The sequence below is a fragment of the Synechococcus sp. R5-12 genome, from assembly GCF_047502655.1.
GTDB lineage: Bacteria > Cyanobacteriota > Cyanobacteriia > Thermostichales > Thermostichaceae > Thermostichus.
This window is the reverse complement of record NZ_JANSIM010000225.1, coordinates 1-15,261: the sequence shown is the minus strand read 5'-3', so window position 1 is coordinate 15,261 and position 15,261 is coordinate 1. Positions and strand designations below refer to the sequence as shown.

General features: G+C 58.2%; 17 protein-coding genes and 1 tRNA gene. 7 read left to right on the top strand and 11 right to left on the bottom strand.

The genetic code is table 11. The features are described 5' to 3' along the window. Positions 1–27 precede the first annotated feature (27 nt). Positions 28–1,497, top strand: coding sequence for a pyruvate kinase (locus NW843_RS11515; RefSeq protein WP_414523007.1), 1,470 nt, complete (start codon positions 28–30; stop codon positions 1,495–1,497). Here NW843_RS11515 and lptB read toward each other — a convergent pair. Beyond that, positions 1,494–2,222, bottom strand: coding sequence for an LPS export ABC transporter ATP-binding protein (gene lptB / locus NW843_RS11510; protein ID WP_011433949.1), 729 nt, complete (start codon positions 2,220–2,222; stop codon positions 1,494–1,496). The two genes, NW843_RS11515 and lptB, sit on opposite strands and share 4 nt — an antisense overlap. Before the next feature lie 267 nt (positions 2,223–2,489). Between lptB and NW843_RS11505 the strand changes: the two genes are divergently transcribed. Then, positions 2,490–2,786, top strand: coding sequence for a hypothetical protein (locus NW843_RS11505; RefSeq protein ID WP_011433947.1), 297 nt, complete (start codon positions 2,490–2,492; stop codon positions 2,784–2,786). 167 nt (positions 2,787–2,953) lie between these two features. After that, positions 2,954–3,445, top strand: coding sequence for a pentapeptide repeat-containing protein (locus NW843_RS11500; RefSeq protein ID WP_414332111.1), 492 nt, complete (start codon positions 2,954–2,956; stop codon positions 3,443–3,445). Positions 3,446–3,521: 76 nt separating this feature from the next. Here the strand turns inward: NW843_RS11500 and NW843_RS11495 are convergent. From NW843_RS11495 to NW843_RS11470, 6 genes are all read right to left on the bottom strand, one after another. Continuing rightward, positions 3,522–3,602: transfer RNA gene (locus tag NW843_RS11495), tRNA-Leu, on the bottom strand. A 90-nt stretch (positions 3,603–3,692) separates the two neighbouring features. Next, the gene (locus NW843_RS11490; protein WP_011433945.1) at positions 3,693–4,616 is read right to left on the bottom strand and encodes an NAD(+) kinase; all 924 of its coding nucleotides are present in this window, start codon (positions 4,614–4,616) and stop codon (positions 3,693–3,695) included. Positions 4,617–4,889: 273 nt separating this feature from the next. After that, positions 4,890–5,492, bottom strand: a complete 603-nt coding sequence (locus NW843_RS11485; RefSeq protein ID WP_414523006.1) for a response regulator — start codon at positions 5,490–5,492, stop codon at positions 4,890–4,892. Positions 5,493–5,722: 230 nt separating this feature from the next. After that, complete coding sequence (locus NW843_RS11480; RefSeq protein WP_414523005.1) at positions 5,723–6,058, bottom strand: DUF3007 family protein; 336 nt, start codon at positions 6,056–6,058, stop codon at positions 5,723–5,725. A gap of 28 nt (positions 6,059–6,086) precedes the next feature. Beyond that, the gene (ndhL, locus tag NW843_RS11475; protein ID WP_011433942.1) at positions 6,087–6,308 is read right to left on the bottom strand and encodes an NAD(P)H-quinone oxidoreductase subunit L; all 222 of its coding nucleotides are present in this window, start codon (positions 6,306–6,308) and stop codon (positions 6,087–6,089) included. Positions 6,309–6,416: 108 nt separating this feature from the next. Further along, positions 6,417–6,821 (bottom strand): NIL domain-containing protein, encoded by a 405-nt coding sequence (locus NW843_RS11470; protein WP_414344412.1) that lies wholly within the window; start codon positions 6,819–6,821, stop codon positions 6,417–6,419. A 295-nt stretch (positions 6,822–7,116) separates the two neighbouring features. Here NW843_RS11470 and NW843_RS11465 point away from each other — a divergent pair, with 295 nt between their 5' ends. Beyond that, positions 7,117–7,287, top strand: coding sequence for a hypothetical protein (locus tag NW843_RS11465; RefSeq protein ID WP_414391046.1), 171 nt, complete (start codon positions 7,117–7,119; stop codon positions 7,285–7,287). 7 nt (positions 7,288–7,294) lie between these two features. Continuing rightward, positions 7,295–9,730 (top strand): endonuclease MutS2, encoded by a 2,436-nt coding sequence (locus tag NW843_RS11460; RefSeq protein WP_414523004.1) that lies wholly within the window; start codon positions 7,295–7,297, stop codon positions 9,728–9,730. Positions 9,731–9,937: 207 nt separating this feature from the next. Here the strand turns inward: NW843_RS11460 and NW843_RS11455 are convergent, their stop codons facing one another. The 3 genes from NW843_RS11455 to NW843_RS11445 all read right to left on the bottom strand — a co-directional run bounded on the left by NW843_RS11455 (position 9,938) and on the right by NW843_RS11445 (position 11,089). Beyond that, the gene (locus tag NW843_RS11455; protein WP_414344418.1) at positions 9,938–10,192 is read right to left on the bottom strand and encodes a hypothetical protein; all 255 of its coding nucleotides are present in this window, start codon (positions 10,190–10,192) and stop codon (positions 9,938–9,940) included. Positions 10,193–10,314: 122 nt separating this feature from the next. After that, positions 10,315–10,689 carry an urease subunit beta gene (locus NW843_RS11450; RefSeq protein WP_414332421.1) on the bottom strand — a complete coding sequence of 125 codons (375 nt, stop codon included), beginning with the start codon at positions 10,687–10,689 and terminating at the stop codon, positions 10,315–10,317. A 97-nt stretch (positions 10,690–10,786) separates the two neighbouring features. Continuing rightward, complete coding sequence (locus NW843_RS11445; RefSeq protein ID WP_011433938.1) at positions 10,787–11,089, bottom strand: urease subunit gamma; 303 nt, start codon at positions 11,087–11,089, stop codon at positions 10,787–10,789. 427 nt (positions 11,090–11,516) lie between these two features. On the opposite strand from NW843_RS11445, the gene NW843_RS11440 reads away from it, so the two are divergent. Continuing rightward, positions 11,517–12,686, top strand: coding sequence for an HrcA family transcriptional regulator (locus tag NW843_RS11440; protein ID WP_414523003.1), 1,170 nt, complete (start codon positions 11,517–11,519; stop codon positions 12,684–12,686). A gap of 53 nt (positions 12,687–12,739) precedes the next feature. Continuing rightward, positions 12,740–13,723 (top strand): tRNA lysidine(34) synthetase TilS, encoded by a 984-nt coding sequence (gene tilS / locus NW843_RS11435; RefSeq protein ID WP_414523002.1) that lies wholly within the window; start codon positions 12,740–12,742, stop codon positions 13,721–13,723. A 353-nt stretch (positions 13,724–14,076) separates the two neighbouring features. Here tilS and arsB read toward each other — a convergent pair whose 3' ends face one another. Next, positions 14,077–15,087, bottom strand: a complete 1,011-nt coding sequence (arsB, locus tag NW843_RS11430) for an ACR3 family arsenite efflux transporter (protein WP_414523001.1) — start codon at positions 15,085–15,087, stop codon at positions 14,077–14,079. Positions 15,088–15,261 lie beyond the last annotated feature (174 nt).

Here is a 15,261-nt window from a genome sequence, read left to right as displayed (position 1 = left end):
CGGGTTTGTCTTGGGAAGACTTTCGACATGGTTTCCTCCTCTTCCCCCTCCTGCAATCTTAGGAGTTTGCTGGAGCGGCTCCTGGAGCTGCGGCAGCAGGTTGTAGAGGGATCCCAGAAATACTTGGCCGCTTGGGGCTGCCTTACGAGCCCTCCTGCGGCCATCCACAACCTGGCGCGCTACCTGGCGCTGCGCCAACAGGATCTGCGCAGCTTGCAACTGGAGCTGGCGGCTGCGGGGCTGTCCTCGCTGGGGCGCTGTGAGTCGCGGGTTCTGGAGAGCCTGGATGCGGTGATTGCTATTTTGGCAGCCACCCAGGGTTTGACCCATACGGCACCCAGCTATGAAGAGTTTTACGCCGGGGATACGGCACTAGAGCAGCACGCCGAGGCGCTGTTTGGCCCTCCTTCTCCCCATCGCCGCGCGCGCATCATGGTGACCCTGCCCAGCGAAGCCGCCGAGCAGCCGGAGCTGTTGCTGCAGTTGTTGGAGCGGGGCATGAACGTGGCCCGCATCAACTGCGCCCACGACGAGCCCTCGGTGTGGGAGAAAATGGTGGCCCACTTGCGCCAGGCCGAAGCCCAGACCCAACGGCGTTGCAAGATTTTGCTGGACCTGGCCGGCCCCAAGATCCGCACCGGCCCAGTGGCCATGCCCCCTGGCAAAACCAAGGTGTACCGCGGGGATCGCATCCTGCTCACCGCGAAGGTTCCTGAGGCCAGCGCCGGTATCTCCTGCCAGGTGACCTGCAGCCTGCCGGAGGTTTTGGCGCACCTGCAGGTAGGGGCAAGTGTTTGGATCGACGACGGCAAAATCGGCGCCCGCGTGGTAAGGATCGAGCCGGCAGGCGTGGTGCTGGAGGTGGACAAAGTTGCCCCTCAGGGCAAGAAGTTGCGAGCAGAAAAAGGCCTCAATTTTCCTGACAGTCAGCTCCAGATCCGTTCCCTTACCGACAAAGACTGCCAAGACCTCGACTTTGTGGTGCGGCATGCCGACTTGGTGGGCTATTCCTTCGTCCAGCAGCCCGCGGACTTGCAGTTGCTGGTTTCTGAGCTGGAGCGGCGGCAGGCTCGCCCCGATCTGGGCTTGATCCTCAAGATGGAAACGCAGCGGGCGGTAAAAAATCTGCCGGCCTTGATCGCGACCGTTGCCGGCTGCCGGCCCCTGGGGGTGATGATTGCCCGCGGCGATCTGGCCGTGGAGATCGGTTGGCTGCGCTTGGGCGAGATCCAGGAGGAACTGCTGTGGATCTGCGAGGCAGCCCAGGTGCCGGTGGTCTGGGCTACCCAGGTGCTGGATCAGCTCACCAAGGAGGGCTTGCCCTCGCGGCCTGAGCTTTCCGATGCGGTGATGTCTGCCCGCGCCGAATGTGTGATGCTCAACAAGGGCCCCTACCTGCTGGAGGCGGTTGCCCTCCTGGACGAGCTGCTGGCTCGGATGCAGACCCACCAGCACAAGAAAAGCCAACGTCTGCGGGCTCTGTACTCTTGGCGCTAGAGGCGGAACTTCTCTCCTAGGTAATACTTGCGCACCAAGGGATCCGCCGCCAGCTCCGCCGCCGTGCCCTTGGCCAAAATGGCCCCGTCGTTGAGGATATAGGCCCGGTCGGTGATCTCCAGCGTCTCCCGCACGTTGTGGTCAGTAATCAAAACACCGATGCCCCGTTGCTTGAGCTTAGCCACCACCTCCTGAATATCCGCCACCGCGATGGGATCCACCCCCGCAAAGGGCTCATCCAGCAGCAGAAATTTCGGCCCGTGGATCCCAGCGGCCAAGGCACGGGCGATCTCCGCTCGGCGACGCTCCCCCCCCGATACCTGCAGGCCCAGGCTGTGGGCCACGTGGGCGATGCGAAACTCCTCCAGCAGTTGGTTGAGCCGCTGCTGCCAGAGGCGGCGAGGCACCCCCGTTTGCTCCATGATCAGCAGCAGGTTGTCTTGGATGCTGAGGCGACGAAAAATACTCGGCTCCTGGGCCAGGTAGCCGATCCCCAATTGGGCCCGGCGATGCATGGGCAGGTGGGTGATGTCTTGGTCATCCAACCAGACATGGCCGCGGTTGGGCTGGATCAGGCCAGTCATGATGTAGAACGTGGTGGTTTTCCCCGCCCCATTGGGGCCCAGGAGCCCCACGATTTCCCCCTGCTGAATGTTCAGGCTAACGTCGCTCACCACCTCACGGCGGCCATAGCGCTTACAGATGTTTTCTAAGTAGATCTGCATAGGGCCGGCACAGGGCTGCTGATCAATGCATACTGATTCTGTAGGGCTGATTCTCTCCAACCGACAGGGATCCCGGCTGCCGCAGCGCACAGGCTACTTCCTCAAAGATGCCCCAAACCCCGCCCACAATCCAGGGGAGTGTAGGCAAAGTGGATCCCTCTCAAGCCAACTGGAGGGATCCTTAATGGGGTTCTCATATAGCTCACGGCAACTGCTCGCCCCCCTCAAAATGGGATCATTATCACTAGGGGATCCCTGGCCTTCCCAATGCTTCGCTGCCCAGCTTGCTACTGGCTCAACTCCAACTCCGATTATCGCTGTCGTCGCTGTGGGCACTTTTTGCGCCATCGCCCGCTTCCTGTTGCCGAGAAACTCAACCCAAGAAGGCCAACAACCAGCCCTGCCGGCTGGCGGGAAATCCGCTGGGATCGCGTCCTGACTTCCTCGGCAATACTCGGGGTTTTGGTGGGGTTGGGGCAACTGTCTTGGCATTGGGTGCAGCCGCTGCTCAAAGATCCACCCCTTCCCAGTGTTGGCAACGGCCCGGCAGCTTCGGGACGATAGGACTCCAAACGTCATCCCGCCCTGAGAGAGCCTGCTATCAGGTGGGCCAGACAGACCTGCGGAGTGGCCGAAGCCAGAAGATGCCACTATCATGTGACCAGCGCAGAACCATCCCCCTCTGCTGTGTCCCTTCACGTAAACCTTCAAAATTGTGAGGCTTGGTAACCATGAACCTCAATCTCAAAGTTCCCGCCATTTGGGCACTACTGGCCACGGCAGCCTTGGCTTCCTCTGCCGCAGCCACAACCTACAACTCTTGTTTTATGCGCTACCTCATGGCTTCCCGCACCTGTCCCAACTGCCGCCTGGGATCCATTGAGCTGAGCAACTTGGATCTGGCGGAAGCCAATTTCAGCGGCTCCGATCTGATCGAGGCTAATTTGGAGCGCACCATCTTGACAGGTGCCGATCTCAGCCAGTCCTACCTGGTGGGAGCCAATTTGCGACGGGCCCAATTGAGCGGAGCCAACCTGAGTGGCGCTTACCTGGAGGGGGCAGACTTGCGGGGGGCCAACCTGCGGGGGGCCGATCTCTCTTCTGCATCCCTGTACGGCGCCGACTTGCGGGGGGCCGATCTACGCGACGCCAACCTGGTTGGGGCTGACCTGCGCTTTGCTCGCACCTGGGGCGCACGCCTGCAGGGTGCCGTTCGGGAATAGTGCCAAAGGCCGAAGCCAGCTTCCCCTCTCCCTCTCTGGGAGAGGGACTAATGAATAACGCGTACTAATTGCGTAATGCGGATGGCGAGACTCGAACTCGCAAGGCAAAGCCACACGCCCCTCAAACGTGCGCGTATACCAATTCCGCCACATCCGCTTCCGAGCCTAACCATCATAGCGACAGAGGGGTGGAGTTGTTAAGGGCATTGGCCATTTTGCAGCTATGGCTTGTCCTGCCTCGGCAAAGTTAAGGCAACTCCACCGACGTGGGCTTGGAAGCGTGGGGCAGTCCCCACCCCAACTTCTCTCGCATAACCCGGAAAAATTCCGGTCGGCGCAGGCGCATCAAATCTGTCCAATAGGGGGCACGTACCACCCGAATCTGGTCTTCCGGCATGATGTAGCAGCCGGCATTTCCATCTACCACCAAAACCAGTGGCTGAGGGGTAACGGGGCTAATCCATACCTCCTCCGAATCGGGGAAGACCAAGGCCCGCGACGCCATGGAATGGGGGCAGATGGGAATCAGCTGCAAAACCGGCACCCCCGGTGTGATCACCGGCCCACCCGCCGAGAGGGCATAGGCCGTCGAGCCGGTGGGAGTAGCCAAGATGACTCCGTCGGCAGCCACATCCAGAGGTGAGTGATCCCCGATGGTGATCTCGAAGTGGCACATGCTGGTCAAAGGCTCGCGGTGCAACACCATCTCGTTTAAGCTCAAGACCTCCCAGCGCAATTCTTGCCCTCGGTAGGCTTGCACCAGCAACATGCTGCGGCGATCCAGGGTGTATTCCCCGGCAATGGCGGCACTGGCTGCCTCTTCTAGGTGAGGAAGGTAGGTCTCCGTCAGAAAGCCCAGATGGCCCGTATTCACCGCCAACAAGGGGATCCCTTTGGGGGCCAGTTGCCGTGCTGCTGCCAAGACGGTGCCATCTCCCCCCAACACCACCGCAAACTTCATGGTTTGATCAAATCCAGCCGGGGCCAGGCTATCTACTTTGGTCAGGCAGATGGGGCTGTCGGGCTTGGCATAACCGAGGATACCGCCCCAGTTGGGGGCCACACAGACTTCCCAGCCCTGCTCCTGAAACCAGCGGGCTAGGGTTTCGCTGCTGCGTTTGGCGGCGGGTTTGGCGTCGTTGTAGAGGATCCCGGCTTTGGGCTTGGTCATGGGCAATGGGAAGGCAGAGGTGCCAAAACTCTATCAGTTCTGCAGGCCCCTCTGCTGGCCAGGTGATCCATTCCACAATTTCTGCCAGCAGACTTCGCTGATACATTGACGCTGAACAAGACGGGTAGCTTGCACGGCGAGGCCATACACTGCTGCCCGGGGCTGCAGCGATTGCATCCTGCTCGTTGCCAATCGGCAGCTTAACCCTGGCAGGGCAAGAAGCTACGAGAAGCTACGAGGAAAAACGAGTGACGGCAGGTTGGAACGAGTACCTCAATCGACAGGGCGACCCCGGTACATCAGTCGGTACTTCACCTGCGGGGTCAAGTCTTTTTGCCCTGGATCCCCTTCCGCGGTGATGGGTTGTGGAGGGGCGGTGGGAGAGTGGGCGCTCGGCTGCGGGGGAGGGGTGGAAGAAGATGTACGGCTGACCTCCGCCGGCCATAAGCCCGCTTGCTTCAGAGCCCTGTGGAGCGCCTCCGTGTCAATAGGCAAAAACCACCTGGCAGCCTCGTAAATCCGTTCGAGGGAGTGGAGAAGGTCGCCGGCCTCCGCCAAGCCAGGGATCACATCTGCTGCCCCCTGATAAATTGCCCAGCGCCGCTCTGCAGGCTCGATGTGGCGGCGGGGGTGATGAGTCAGGATAACAGGGATGTTGGGCAGCTTGCTTTGACACTCTCGACAAAAGGCATAGGGGTTAAACAGCCCCGTCGTCATGTCCACCACCATCAGATCCAGCGGCTGGCTTGTTGCCGCCTCTAGCAGATCTTCACGTGGGGAAATCGGCACCACAGAGTGCCCCTGAGACTCCAGCGCCAACTTCCAGAGATGAATTTGCGAGGGCTGGCCCTGAGCTAGCAGTATGGTTTTGCTCACCGTAGATGGAGATATGCGAGTAGAAGGAAAGGCAAAGGCTTGCACCACTTAATAATCCGTCGTACGCCAGAATCTTGTGCGGGGCGTAATGTAGCATTCTTAGGGGAAGCAAATGGTAACCGGATATACAGACATACAAGTGTTGCGGTTTAAGCCCGACGCTCCATACCCTTAAACCTGGATCCCCAGCAGCCGACAGCCAATTTCTGGGTGCGGCCTGTCCAATGGCCTCAATGTTTCTCCTGCTCAACCCAATCCGGGATCCCTTCTTTCTCGCTTTCCAATTCAGCTTGCAGGGCCTGCCACTCTTCCGGAGACAGCGAGTGGAGTTTCTCTTGAAGTTGCTGGGTCTCGAAGCTGGCCCACTGAGCCTTCAGGGTCATTTCCCCACGCAGCACCCGCTTCAGGTAGCCAAAAGTCCACCCCAAGCAGGCCAATAGAAGCACCACGCTCGATATCTGCTGCGCGGCCCCCGTATCCAAGCCCGCCCAAAGCAGCAGGCCGTAGAGGATCCCTCCCCCCAGCAGCAGGGCCAAGCCTATGCCAAGAACGTCCAATCTGCGCATGGCTCAGTGGATCGACAAACGGCTGACCTTACAGCGACCGAGGCTTGGGCCGAAACGTCATGAAGGGAGCCAAGAGCACCATGCCGGGAAAGAAAAACAAGACCAAGAAAAACATCAGCACCTTTTCCCAAGCACTGCCTGAAGTCCAGCGTTTGTCCACGTACAGCAGAGACAACAGAGGCAGCACCAGCAAATAGAGAACAGCCAAACCGGCATAAGTTAACCCAATCAACGATGGAGTAGAAGCCATGTCGAGTGCGCTCCGCAGCTAGACCTATGTCCAACAAATCTAACAGGATTGTAAAGGGATTTGTCAGCTTGGGGGAGTTCGTAACTCAGCCAACTGACCACAAACTGACTACAAGCTGGTGCTGATCGCCCCAACGGGGCAGGTGGCAACACACTGTTCGCACATGACACAGCGGTTGCGAGAGAACTCCAGCTTCCAGCTGGGAGCAGAAATCTTCAGGGCCTCGGTTGGGCAAACTCCCGTACACAATCCACAGTCCACGCACAAGTCTGGGTCGATTTGAATTTCCTTGGCCCGTTCAGTCACCTCAATGCCCAAAGACTGTACCCATTCCAATCCTGCTTCCACCTGGTCGATATCCCCCGACAGCTCCACCACCAAAGTACCCACTTCGTTGGGGGCTACCCTGGCGCGCACGATATTGGCAGCCACATCGAAGTCTTTGGCCAACCGATAGGTGAGGGGCACATTCACCAAATGGCGGGGGAAAATGAGGGTGACTCGTTTGCGCACGGATCTTGAGTGTTTTGAGTGCAGCAACTTCCTTCAGTATGGCAGGCTTGTGAGGTTCAGTTTGGCCGTGAATGCAGCTCACTTCCACCCTCCACAGGACACCCAAGGCGAACCCCACAGCGGTAGGGCGGGGCTTTGAACCCAGTTTTTCGGTGAGCTCAGCTTCTTGGGAAGATCACCAGAGGCAGCGCGTGAGACAACGGCGCCATTATCAGCGTGCCCCTCTCACCAAAAGCTATCTGTGGAAGCCGACCCAGAGCCTGCCACAATAGGATGGAGAGCGTCCCCGATCCCTATGAACCCATCTTTTGCTCAGCCCCGTCTCAACTCAGAGCAGTACCGCCAGATGCTGGTGCGGGATGGCGAGCGTCGCTTCCGCGAGTGGCACACGGCCTTCCTCAAGTACCAACGGCAGTTTTTGCAGGAGATGAAGCAACTGCGTCTCCAGGGTTCTTTGCATCGCTGAATGGTTAATGCCCACCGTCCCCACCTTGCACCCGCTGCCAGTCTTCTCCAAGCCCGATCCCTCCCCAAGGCCTACGGCCTGCCAAGGCGAACGGCAAGAAACCTTGGAATTGCTGGAGTGGCCCCGCCTTTGTCAGCACTTGGCCACCTTTGCGGCCACACCCTTGGGCCGCCGCGCCTGCTTGGAGCTGGATCCCTGGCAGAGCCGCGCCGATAGCGAAGCCTACCTCGATCAGACTGAGGAAGCGATCCGCCTCGATCGCACACAGGCGGGGGGCCTTTCCATGGCAGGGATCCACAACCTGCTGCCGGCTTTGGAACGGGCTGAACGGGGGGGGATCCTGAGCGGGGAAGAGCTGGTGCAGATTGCTACAACTCTGGGGGCGGCCCGCCGCATTCGTCGTCTGATCGACGACCACGACCATCTGCCCCACCTGCAGGCCTGGGTGAGCAACCTGCGCACCTACCCGGAGCTGGAGCAGGAGATCTTCCGCTGCCTGGAGGAGCATGGTGAGGTGCGGGACAGCGCCAGCCCTGCCCTTGCCAATCTGCGCCAGCAGCAACGGCAACAGCGCAGCCAGATCCAGGAGCGCCTGCAACAATTGATGAGCCAGTATCCCCAGGCGCTGCAGGATACCCTGATTGGCCAGCGGCAGGGGCGGTTTGTCCTGATGGTCAAGGCCACCCATCGGGATCTCATCCGCGGCCTTGTGCACGACAGCTCTGCCAGTGGGGCCACCCTCTATGTGGAGCCCTACGCCGTGGTGGAACTGGGCAACCGCTGGCGAGAAACCCAAGTTCAGATTCAGGCGGAGGAAGAGCGGATCTTGGCCGCGCTCTCGGCTCAGGTGGCCTCCGTCGCCACCGATCTGGAGCATCTGCAGGGGGTGATGGTGGGGTTGGATGTGGCTCTGGCTCGGGGTCGCTACAGCCTCTGGCTGGAGGGCAATCGTCCCCAGTTTGTCTCGGCAGGATTGCGCCTGCGTCAGGCCAAGCACCCCCTGCTGCTCTGGCAATCTCGCGCCGCTGCCCCTTCGGAGGGTCAAGGCTCTGCTGTTGTCCCTATCGACTTCACCCTCGCGGACTCCATTCGTGTCGTAGTCATCACCGGCCCCAACACCGGCGGCAAAACCGTTGCCCTGAAAACCCTGGGCCTGCTGGTGCTCATGGCCAAGGCGGGGATCTTCCTGCCGGCTCAGGATCCGCCCCAGCTGCCTTGGTTCGACGGGGTTTACGCCGACATTGGGGACGAACAATCGCTGCAACAAAATCTCTCCACCTTTTCGGGGCACATCCGCCGCATCAGCCGCATGGTACAGGCCCTGCAGTCTGCTCCGGAGCCGGCCCTTGTCCTGTTGGATGAGGTGGGGGCGGGCACGGATCCCACCGAAGGCGCTGCCCTGGCGGCTGGGCTGTTGGAGTATCTCTCGGAAAAGGCGCTGCTCACCCTGGCCACCACCCACTACGGCGAGCTAAAGGCCCTGAAATACCAACATCCCTGCTTTGAAAATGCCTCGGTGGAGTTTGATGAGGTCACCCTGGCCCCCACCTATCGCCTTTTGTGGGGGATCCCAGGCCGCTCCAATGCCTTGACCATTGCTCAACGGCTGCAGTTGGATCCAGAGATTCTGCGGCGGGCCCAGCAGCACCTGCAGGGGGAAAGCCAGGTGGATCAGGTGATTGCCGGGCTGGAAGCGCAGCGAGCTCAATTGGAAGAGCGGGCGGCCCAGGTGGGATCCCTGCATCGAGAGCTGGAGAGCCTATATCAACAAATGCAACAGCGTAGCCGCCAAATCGCCGAGCGAGAAGCCCGGCTGGAGCAGAAGCAAAACCAAGAACTGCAAGCCCTGTTGGCTGCTGCCCGTCAGGAAGTGGCTGCCGCCATCCGCAAATTGCAGCAGGGAGAGGATCCCCAACGCATTACTGCCGAGCTGGCGCAAATCCAGCAGCGCTACTCTCCCCCACCGCCGCCTGTGGATATGGAGTTTGTGCCAGAGGTGGGAGATCGGGTGCGGCTGAGAGGCTTGGGTCAGACGGGAGAGGTGATCGCCATCGAAGGAGATGTATATGTAGTGCGCAGCGGCATCCTCAAATTCACAGTGCCACGGGGGCAGTTGGATCCCATTGACGAACACCAGGCCAAGCAGCGCCAACGCCCCAAAGCCCCACCTCCCTCCCCTGCAGCCACAGCTCCCCTGAACCTGCGCACCAGTCAGAACACCCTCGATCTGAGGGGAAAAACCGTTGCCGAGGCCGAGGCCATTTTGGAACAGCACTTTGCCCAAGCTCCCCCCGGCCCGGTTTGGATCATCCACGGCCACGGCACAGGGCGCCTGAAAGCCGGCGTCCAGGCTTATCTCCAAAATCACCCGCGCGTTCAGCGTTTTTCAGCCGCTGATCCCGAAGACGGCGGTACTGGAGTGACCGTGGCTCACCTGCAATGAGGCTTACCGGTGCCGGAGGGGACTCAGATCCAGATCAGATCCAAAGCCGAGATAAAGCTCCGGGCCCCAAGGATCCACAGGGTTTCCGAGGGCTATCATCTCCAGACAGCCGTGAGCTCAAGCTTCCCTCCCCCCTTCGGAAGAGAGACTAGGGAGGGTTAAGTTGGCTTTATTGGGTCGGAGACCGAACAAGGGCTGGCGATTGTCTCAAGCCTGACTCTGGAGCACTGCCGCTGCTGAGCTGACGGGCTGGGATCCCTTCTGTTGCCGCTGGCTTTGCCAGAGCCAGTAGCCCCGCACCAGTTGGCTATCCCCAATGAGCTTCAACATCACCGCCACCGTTGCACCTGTCCAACTGAGAGGCCCAAAGGCGGCGCCTGCTGCTGCCAACAGCGCCAACCCAGAAAGATTTAGCCCCAAGCCTTGCACCCACATCCACAAGACAGTCTCGCGCTCTGACATCTGTCAGCTCCTAGAGGAGAAATAGGATAGCCCTACTGTCCTGAATCTGAGCAGAGACGGGGATGGGGTTGAGCCTTGACACCGCTGCCCAAAGCTGCACACTTGAGGGGGGCATATTCCCCCTACGGATGGGCTGCTTCACCCAGCCACTCCTGCAATCGGGCCAGAGCCAGCCGCTTCTGGGCAGCGGAGCGTATCGTGCCCTCCGTGAGCCGATTGAAGCCATGCACCAACCCCTTGCCCCCCAAAGCCACCAGCGTTACCCGATGGGTTTGCCCTGGCTCAAAACGCACCGCATTGCCGGAAGGAATGTTGAGGCGCATGCCAAAGCTGGCGGCGCGATCGAAAACCAGGGCCCGGTTCACCTCAAAAAAGTGAAAATGGGATCCCACCTGAATGGGCCGATCCCCTCGGTTGGTAACCTCCAGGGTCACGGTGGCCCGTCCGACGTTGGCTTGGATGGGATCCTCTGCTAGCAACAGTTCCCCTGGGATCAGGGCCGGCTCTGCGTTGGCAGCAGGGTTGGTTCTGGATTGGCGAGCCATGGGGACGACCTCCTGAAGTCTCTGGGTCTTTGGAGCATCTGGGGGATCCCTAGCGAATGGGGTGGTGTAGGGTAACCAGCTTGGTTCCGTCGGGGAAAGTAGCCTCCACTTGAATTTCCGGGATCATCTCTGGGATCCCGGGCATCACGTCCTCGCGGGTCAGCCACGTCAGCCCCTCGCTCATCAATTGGGCGACCGTTTTCCCCTCCCGCGCCCCTTCCAAGACTGCTGCGCTCAAGTAGGCCACCGCCTCAGGGTAATTGAGTTTGAGGCCCCGCTGCCGCCGATCCCGAGCCAACTGGGCAGCCAGGTAGATCAACAACTTGTCTTTCTCCTGGGGGGATAAGTACATGGGGCAACCTCAAAGATAAAAAAGGATACAAAGAGGACAGCAGCAGGCCCAGTTGGCCTAGAGTTGACCGAACTCATGCGCAGAAATCCCCAGTCTTGGCGCAGCGGACTGTTGCTACGCAACAAGGTGGCTAGCCGTAGTTCATCTTCTACCACCTCTGGGCAAAAAAGGGGAGCCCAGGCTACAAGAGATTTCACTCTCTCCTGCACAAGCAGCAGTCTCAACCTCTTCCGACATCGGGTTTTGCAACTTCCTTCCTAGGCAACCCGCTATATAAAGAGTAACAATAGATGCATATAGATTAGAAGATGTAAAAGTCTGTCTGGATTCCTATCTCAGCTCTGAGTTGGTTTATCCTGGAGCAATTTACCGGCTCTGTATTAACAGTTTCCTTTGATAGGCGTTGACTGGGTTCTTTTGATCGGCTATGAAACTCGAACTGACTCCCCGCCAGCGGAAGATTCTCTGGGCGACAGTGCGTAGCTATATTGCTACAGCTGAACCTGTCGGTTCCAAAACCTTGGCCCAGTCCTATAACTTTGGGGTGAGCACGGCCACCATTCGTAACGACCTGGCCACCCTTGAGCAGGTGGGGTTACTGTTTCAGCCCCACACCTCTGCGGGTCGGGTTCCCTCCGACTTTGGCTATCGGGTTTATGTCAACGATTTGTTGACCTCCGCCAACAGCGGTGGGATCCCCCACGATGCTCCTCAGCCGGATCCCCATCCCGCTCTGCAACAGTTGATGGATCAGCTTGGCCGTGAGCTGGGAGACGACCTAGACAGCCTCCTGCAAAGGGTAGCTCAGCTTTTGGCCCATCTGAGCGGTTGCATTGCTCTCATCACTCCTCCTCAGGGGCCGGTGGTAGCCATTCATCATGTGCAGTTGGTGTCGGTAGCGCCAGGGCGGGTGATGGTGTTGGTGGTAACCGACTCCTATCAAACCCATTCAGCTCTGGTCAGCCCCCCCGACTGGCCCAGCGACTCCCGAGAGGATTTGGAAGATGAATTGCAATTGCTCAGCAACTTTCTCACCCTGAAGCTGCGGGGCAAAACCTTTGCCGAGTTGCAGGATCTGAGCTGGCTGAAACTGGATGAAGAATTTCGTACCTACGGCCATTGGCTCCAGCAACTGCTGCGCTCGGTGGTGCAACGCTGTCTACAGCCCTCTCTGGGGCAGGTGTTCAGTGCGGGTATGGCCGAGTTGATGCGTCAGCCGGAGTTTTCCCAGGCCCGGCAGGTGCAGGCAGTGATGCAGTTGATCGAGGAGGGAGCCAAGCAACTGCAGGGGATGATCGGGCTCCATTTTGCCGATGGGGGTGATCCGCAGTTGGCGCATCTGCCTCCTCTGCCGAGCTCAACGGAGATGGATCAAGAGTCAGGACAGCCTGCCCCCAAGATCCCGGTGATCATCTACATTGGCAGCGAGAATCCACTGGAGTCTCTGCACCACTGCACGGTTATCGCCTCCACTTACCACCGTCGCTCGGCTCCTCTGGGCACCGTCACCTTGCTGGGGCCGACCCGAATGGCCTACGAACGCAGCATTGCTGCTGTGCAGGCGGTGGCCTCTCATCTGACCCGGGCTCTTGCCTAAGGGATCCCATAGCGGCAGGTAGGGTCTGGGTTGCACCTGAGCAATAACAAGCTGTGGCCAGGCTCTCTCCTCTCCACCTGCGGGTACAGTGCGCCATTCGGCAGGGGCAACTTCTTCACCCTGGCCAGCGGCTGCTGGTGGCTTTTTCGGGCGGGCAAGATTCTTTTTGCCTGCTCCAGATCTTGCGGGATTTGCAGCCTCGCTGGGGCTGGCAGATATTTGTTCTGCATTGTGATCACCGCTGGTCGGCAGATGAAACGGAGTGTGCCCGCTTTTTGCAGGGGTGGCTGCAGCAGCAGGGACTACCTCATGCTGTTGAGACTGCGGATCCCATCCGCCGAGACGAAGCAGGGGCCAGGGCTTGGCGCTACCAACAACTGGAGAAATGGGCCCGCACCTGGGACTGCAGCGCCGTGGTGATGGGGCATACGGCCAGCGACCGGGCCGAGACATTTTTATGGAACTTGCTGCGAGGGACAGGAGCCGCCGGGCTGAGCAGCCTAGATTGGCAGCGTCGCCTGGACGACCGGGATCCCACCTCTGCCCAGGTGGTGCGACCCCTGCTGGGTCTATACCGTTGGGAAACCGAACAATTTTGCCAGCAGCACCAATTGCCGGTCTGGCCGGATCGCAGCAACCAAGATCTGGCCCATTGTCGCAACCGTCTCCGCCTGGAGGTGATGCCCTACTTGAAGCAGCACTTTAATCCGCAACTGGAAGCGGCCCTGAATCGGGCTGCCACGCTGCTCCAAGCAGAACATGAGCTGGTGGTAGCCCAAGCAGCTCAGCTATGGCAGCAGGTGTATGAGCCCGCTTTGCCAGGGCTGCGACGGGATCCCTTGCGGGCTGCCCCCTTGGCTCTGCAGCGGCAGGTGATGTTTCAATTTTTGTCTTTGGTGCTGCCCCACCACCCCACCTTTGACCAGGTAGAAGCCGGGATCCAGCTCTTAAAAGCAGACCGAGGCAGCCGTAGCCCCGATTATCCAGGTGGGCACTGGCTGGAAGTGAAAGGGGATCACTTGGTTTGTTTCCATTAATTTTTCCATTAATTCCACTTCCCCGAAGGGAAGCAACGCGACGCTGCCCAACGCCGATCTGTCAGCCTGTCTGTTTCAATTAATTCCACTTCCCCGAAGGGAAGCGACTGATTCATTAATAGTAAGTATCACCACTGATTGTGGCAATACTTGGATACGATTAGCATCTTATGGTAATAATACAGGCCCGAGTCCATTGGCTACAGCACCTGATATGACCACTGCATTTGTACCTACCCCATCACAATGGGCAACCAAGACAATAGATTTAAGCCCGTATGCTTCTCAAACCGCCGCCAGAATCAGATTCCAATTGCGAAGTGGATGGGGAAATGTTACTTATCTGGATTTATTTAATACCTCCAACTGTTAGCGATGGCTACCAACGATAACATGATGGGTGCTTCTATGAGTACACCAACCACCGTGGCTAACGACGCACCTGAATTAAGACCAAAAAGTGATATGGCCACGGCAACTGCGAGTTCAAAAAAATTACTGGCACCAATCATCGCAGCCGGTGCACAAACCGGATGTGATAAACGGAGCAATTTTCCACCCAGCCAGGTTATAAAGAATATGAAGTAGGTTTGAATGGTCAGTGGTATGGCTATCAACAAAATGGTGTATGGATGATCCAGTATGTGTTCGCCCTGAAAGGCAAAGAGTAAAACCAGGGTTGAAAGCAATGCTAGTATGGAAACAGGACGAAGTGCCGGAAGAAATTTTTGTTCAAACCAATCCTTTCCTTTTCGTTGAGGCAATATCCGATTGGTCAGATAGCCCGTAGTTAGCGGTATAACAACAAACACAACCACCGAAGTAATCAGTACTTCATACGGTATCTGTATGTTGGTTACTCCCAGCAGCCATTTTACAATGGGTACAAATGCAACCGGCAGAATAAGATCGTTGACTGAAACTTGTATTAACGTATAATTGGCATCGCCTTTTACCAAATAACTCCACACAAACACCATGGCTGTGCAGGGTGCGGCACCCAGCAGAATGGCGCCTGCCAGGTACTGGTCTGCATCTTCCGGAGTGATCCAGGTAGCATACAGATTTTTAAAGAAAATCCATCCAAACAATGCCATGGTGAAAGGTTTGATCAGCCAGTTTACAGTAACTGTCAGCGCCAGCCCTTTCCAATTTTTTGAAACACCGCCTATCGATGAAAAATCAATCTGTACCATCATCGGGTAGATCATCATCCAAACCAACACCGCTACCGGAATGTTGATGGTATATATCTGCCAGCTTTCAAGCACCGAAACAGAATTCCCCAGTATTTTCCCAAGACCAATGCCTGCAGCAATGCATAGCGAGACCCAAACGGTAAGGTATTTTTCAAAAAACTTCATGGGTTGAAATTTAATTACAGCGTTTCCATTAATTCCACTTCCCCGAAGGGAAGCGACTCCCCCCGATTATAACCCTTGCCCAGAGGTCTTGTTTTCGGCTGCAATTTCCCCTTGTTTTTCTCCGCCGAGGGGCCTGAAACCCTTGCCCAGAGCGGGATCGACCGGGTCAACGGA

Bases quoted from the DNA above. Each gene is read 5' to 3' on its own strand.
- NW843_RS11500 (WP_414332111.1), top strand. From the start codon at position 2,954: ATGAACCTCAATCTCAAAGTTCCCGCCATTTGGGCACTACTGGCCACG.
- ndhL (WP_011433942.1), bottom strand. From the start codon at position 6,308: ATGGCTTCTACTCCATCGTTGATTGGGTTAACTTATGCCGGTTTGGCT.
- NW843_RS11460 (WP_414523004.1), top strand. From the start codon at position 7,295: ATGCCCACCGTCCCCACCTTGCACCCGCTGCCAGTCTTCTCCAAGCCC.
- NW843_RS11455 (WP_414344418.1), bottom strand. From the start codon at position 10,192: ATGTCAGAGCGCGAGACTGTCTTGTGGATGTGGGTGCAAGGCTTGGGG.
- NW843_RS11440 (WP_414523003.1), top strand. From the start codon at position 11,517: ATGAAACTCGAACTGACTCCCCGCCAGCGGAAGATTCTCTGGGCGACA.
- arsB (WP_414523001.1), bottom strand. From the start codon at position 15,087: ATGAAGTTTTTTGAAAAATACCTTACCGTTTGGGTCTCGCTATGCATT.
- NW843_RS11465 (WP_414391046.1), top strand. From the start codon at position 7,117: ATGAACCCATCTTTTGCTCAGCCCCGTCTCAACTCAGAGCAGTACCGC.
- NW843_RS11480 (WP_414523005.1), bottom strand. From the start codon at position 6,058: ATGCGCAGATTGGACGTTCTTGGCATAGGCTTGGCCCTGCTGCTGGGG.
- NW843_RS11490 (WP_011433945.1), bottom strand. From the start codon at position 4,616: ATGACCAAGCCCAAAGCCGGGATCCTCTACAACGACGCCAAACCCGCC.
- NW843_RS11445 (WP_011433938.1), bottom strand. From the start codon at position 11,089: ATGTACTTATCCCCCCAGGAGAAAGACAAGTTGTTGATCTACCTGGCT.
- NW843_RS11515 (WP_414523007.1), top strand. From the start codon at position 28: ATGGTTTCCTCCTCTTCCCCCTCCTGCAATCTTAGGAGTTTGCTGGAG.
- NW843_RS11505 (WP_011433947.1), top strand. From the start codon at position 2,490: ATGCTTCGCTGCCCAGCTTGCTACTGGCTCAACTCCAACTCCGATTAT.
- lptB (WP_011433949.1), bottom strand. From the start codon at position 2,222: ATGCAGATCTACTTAGAAAACATCTGTAAGCGCTATGGCCGCCGTGAG.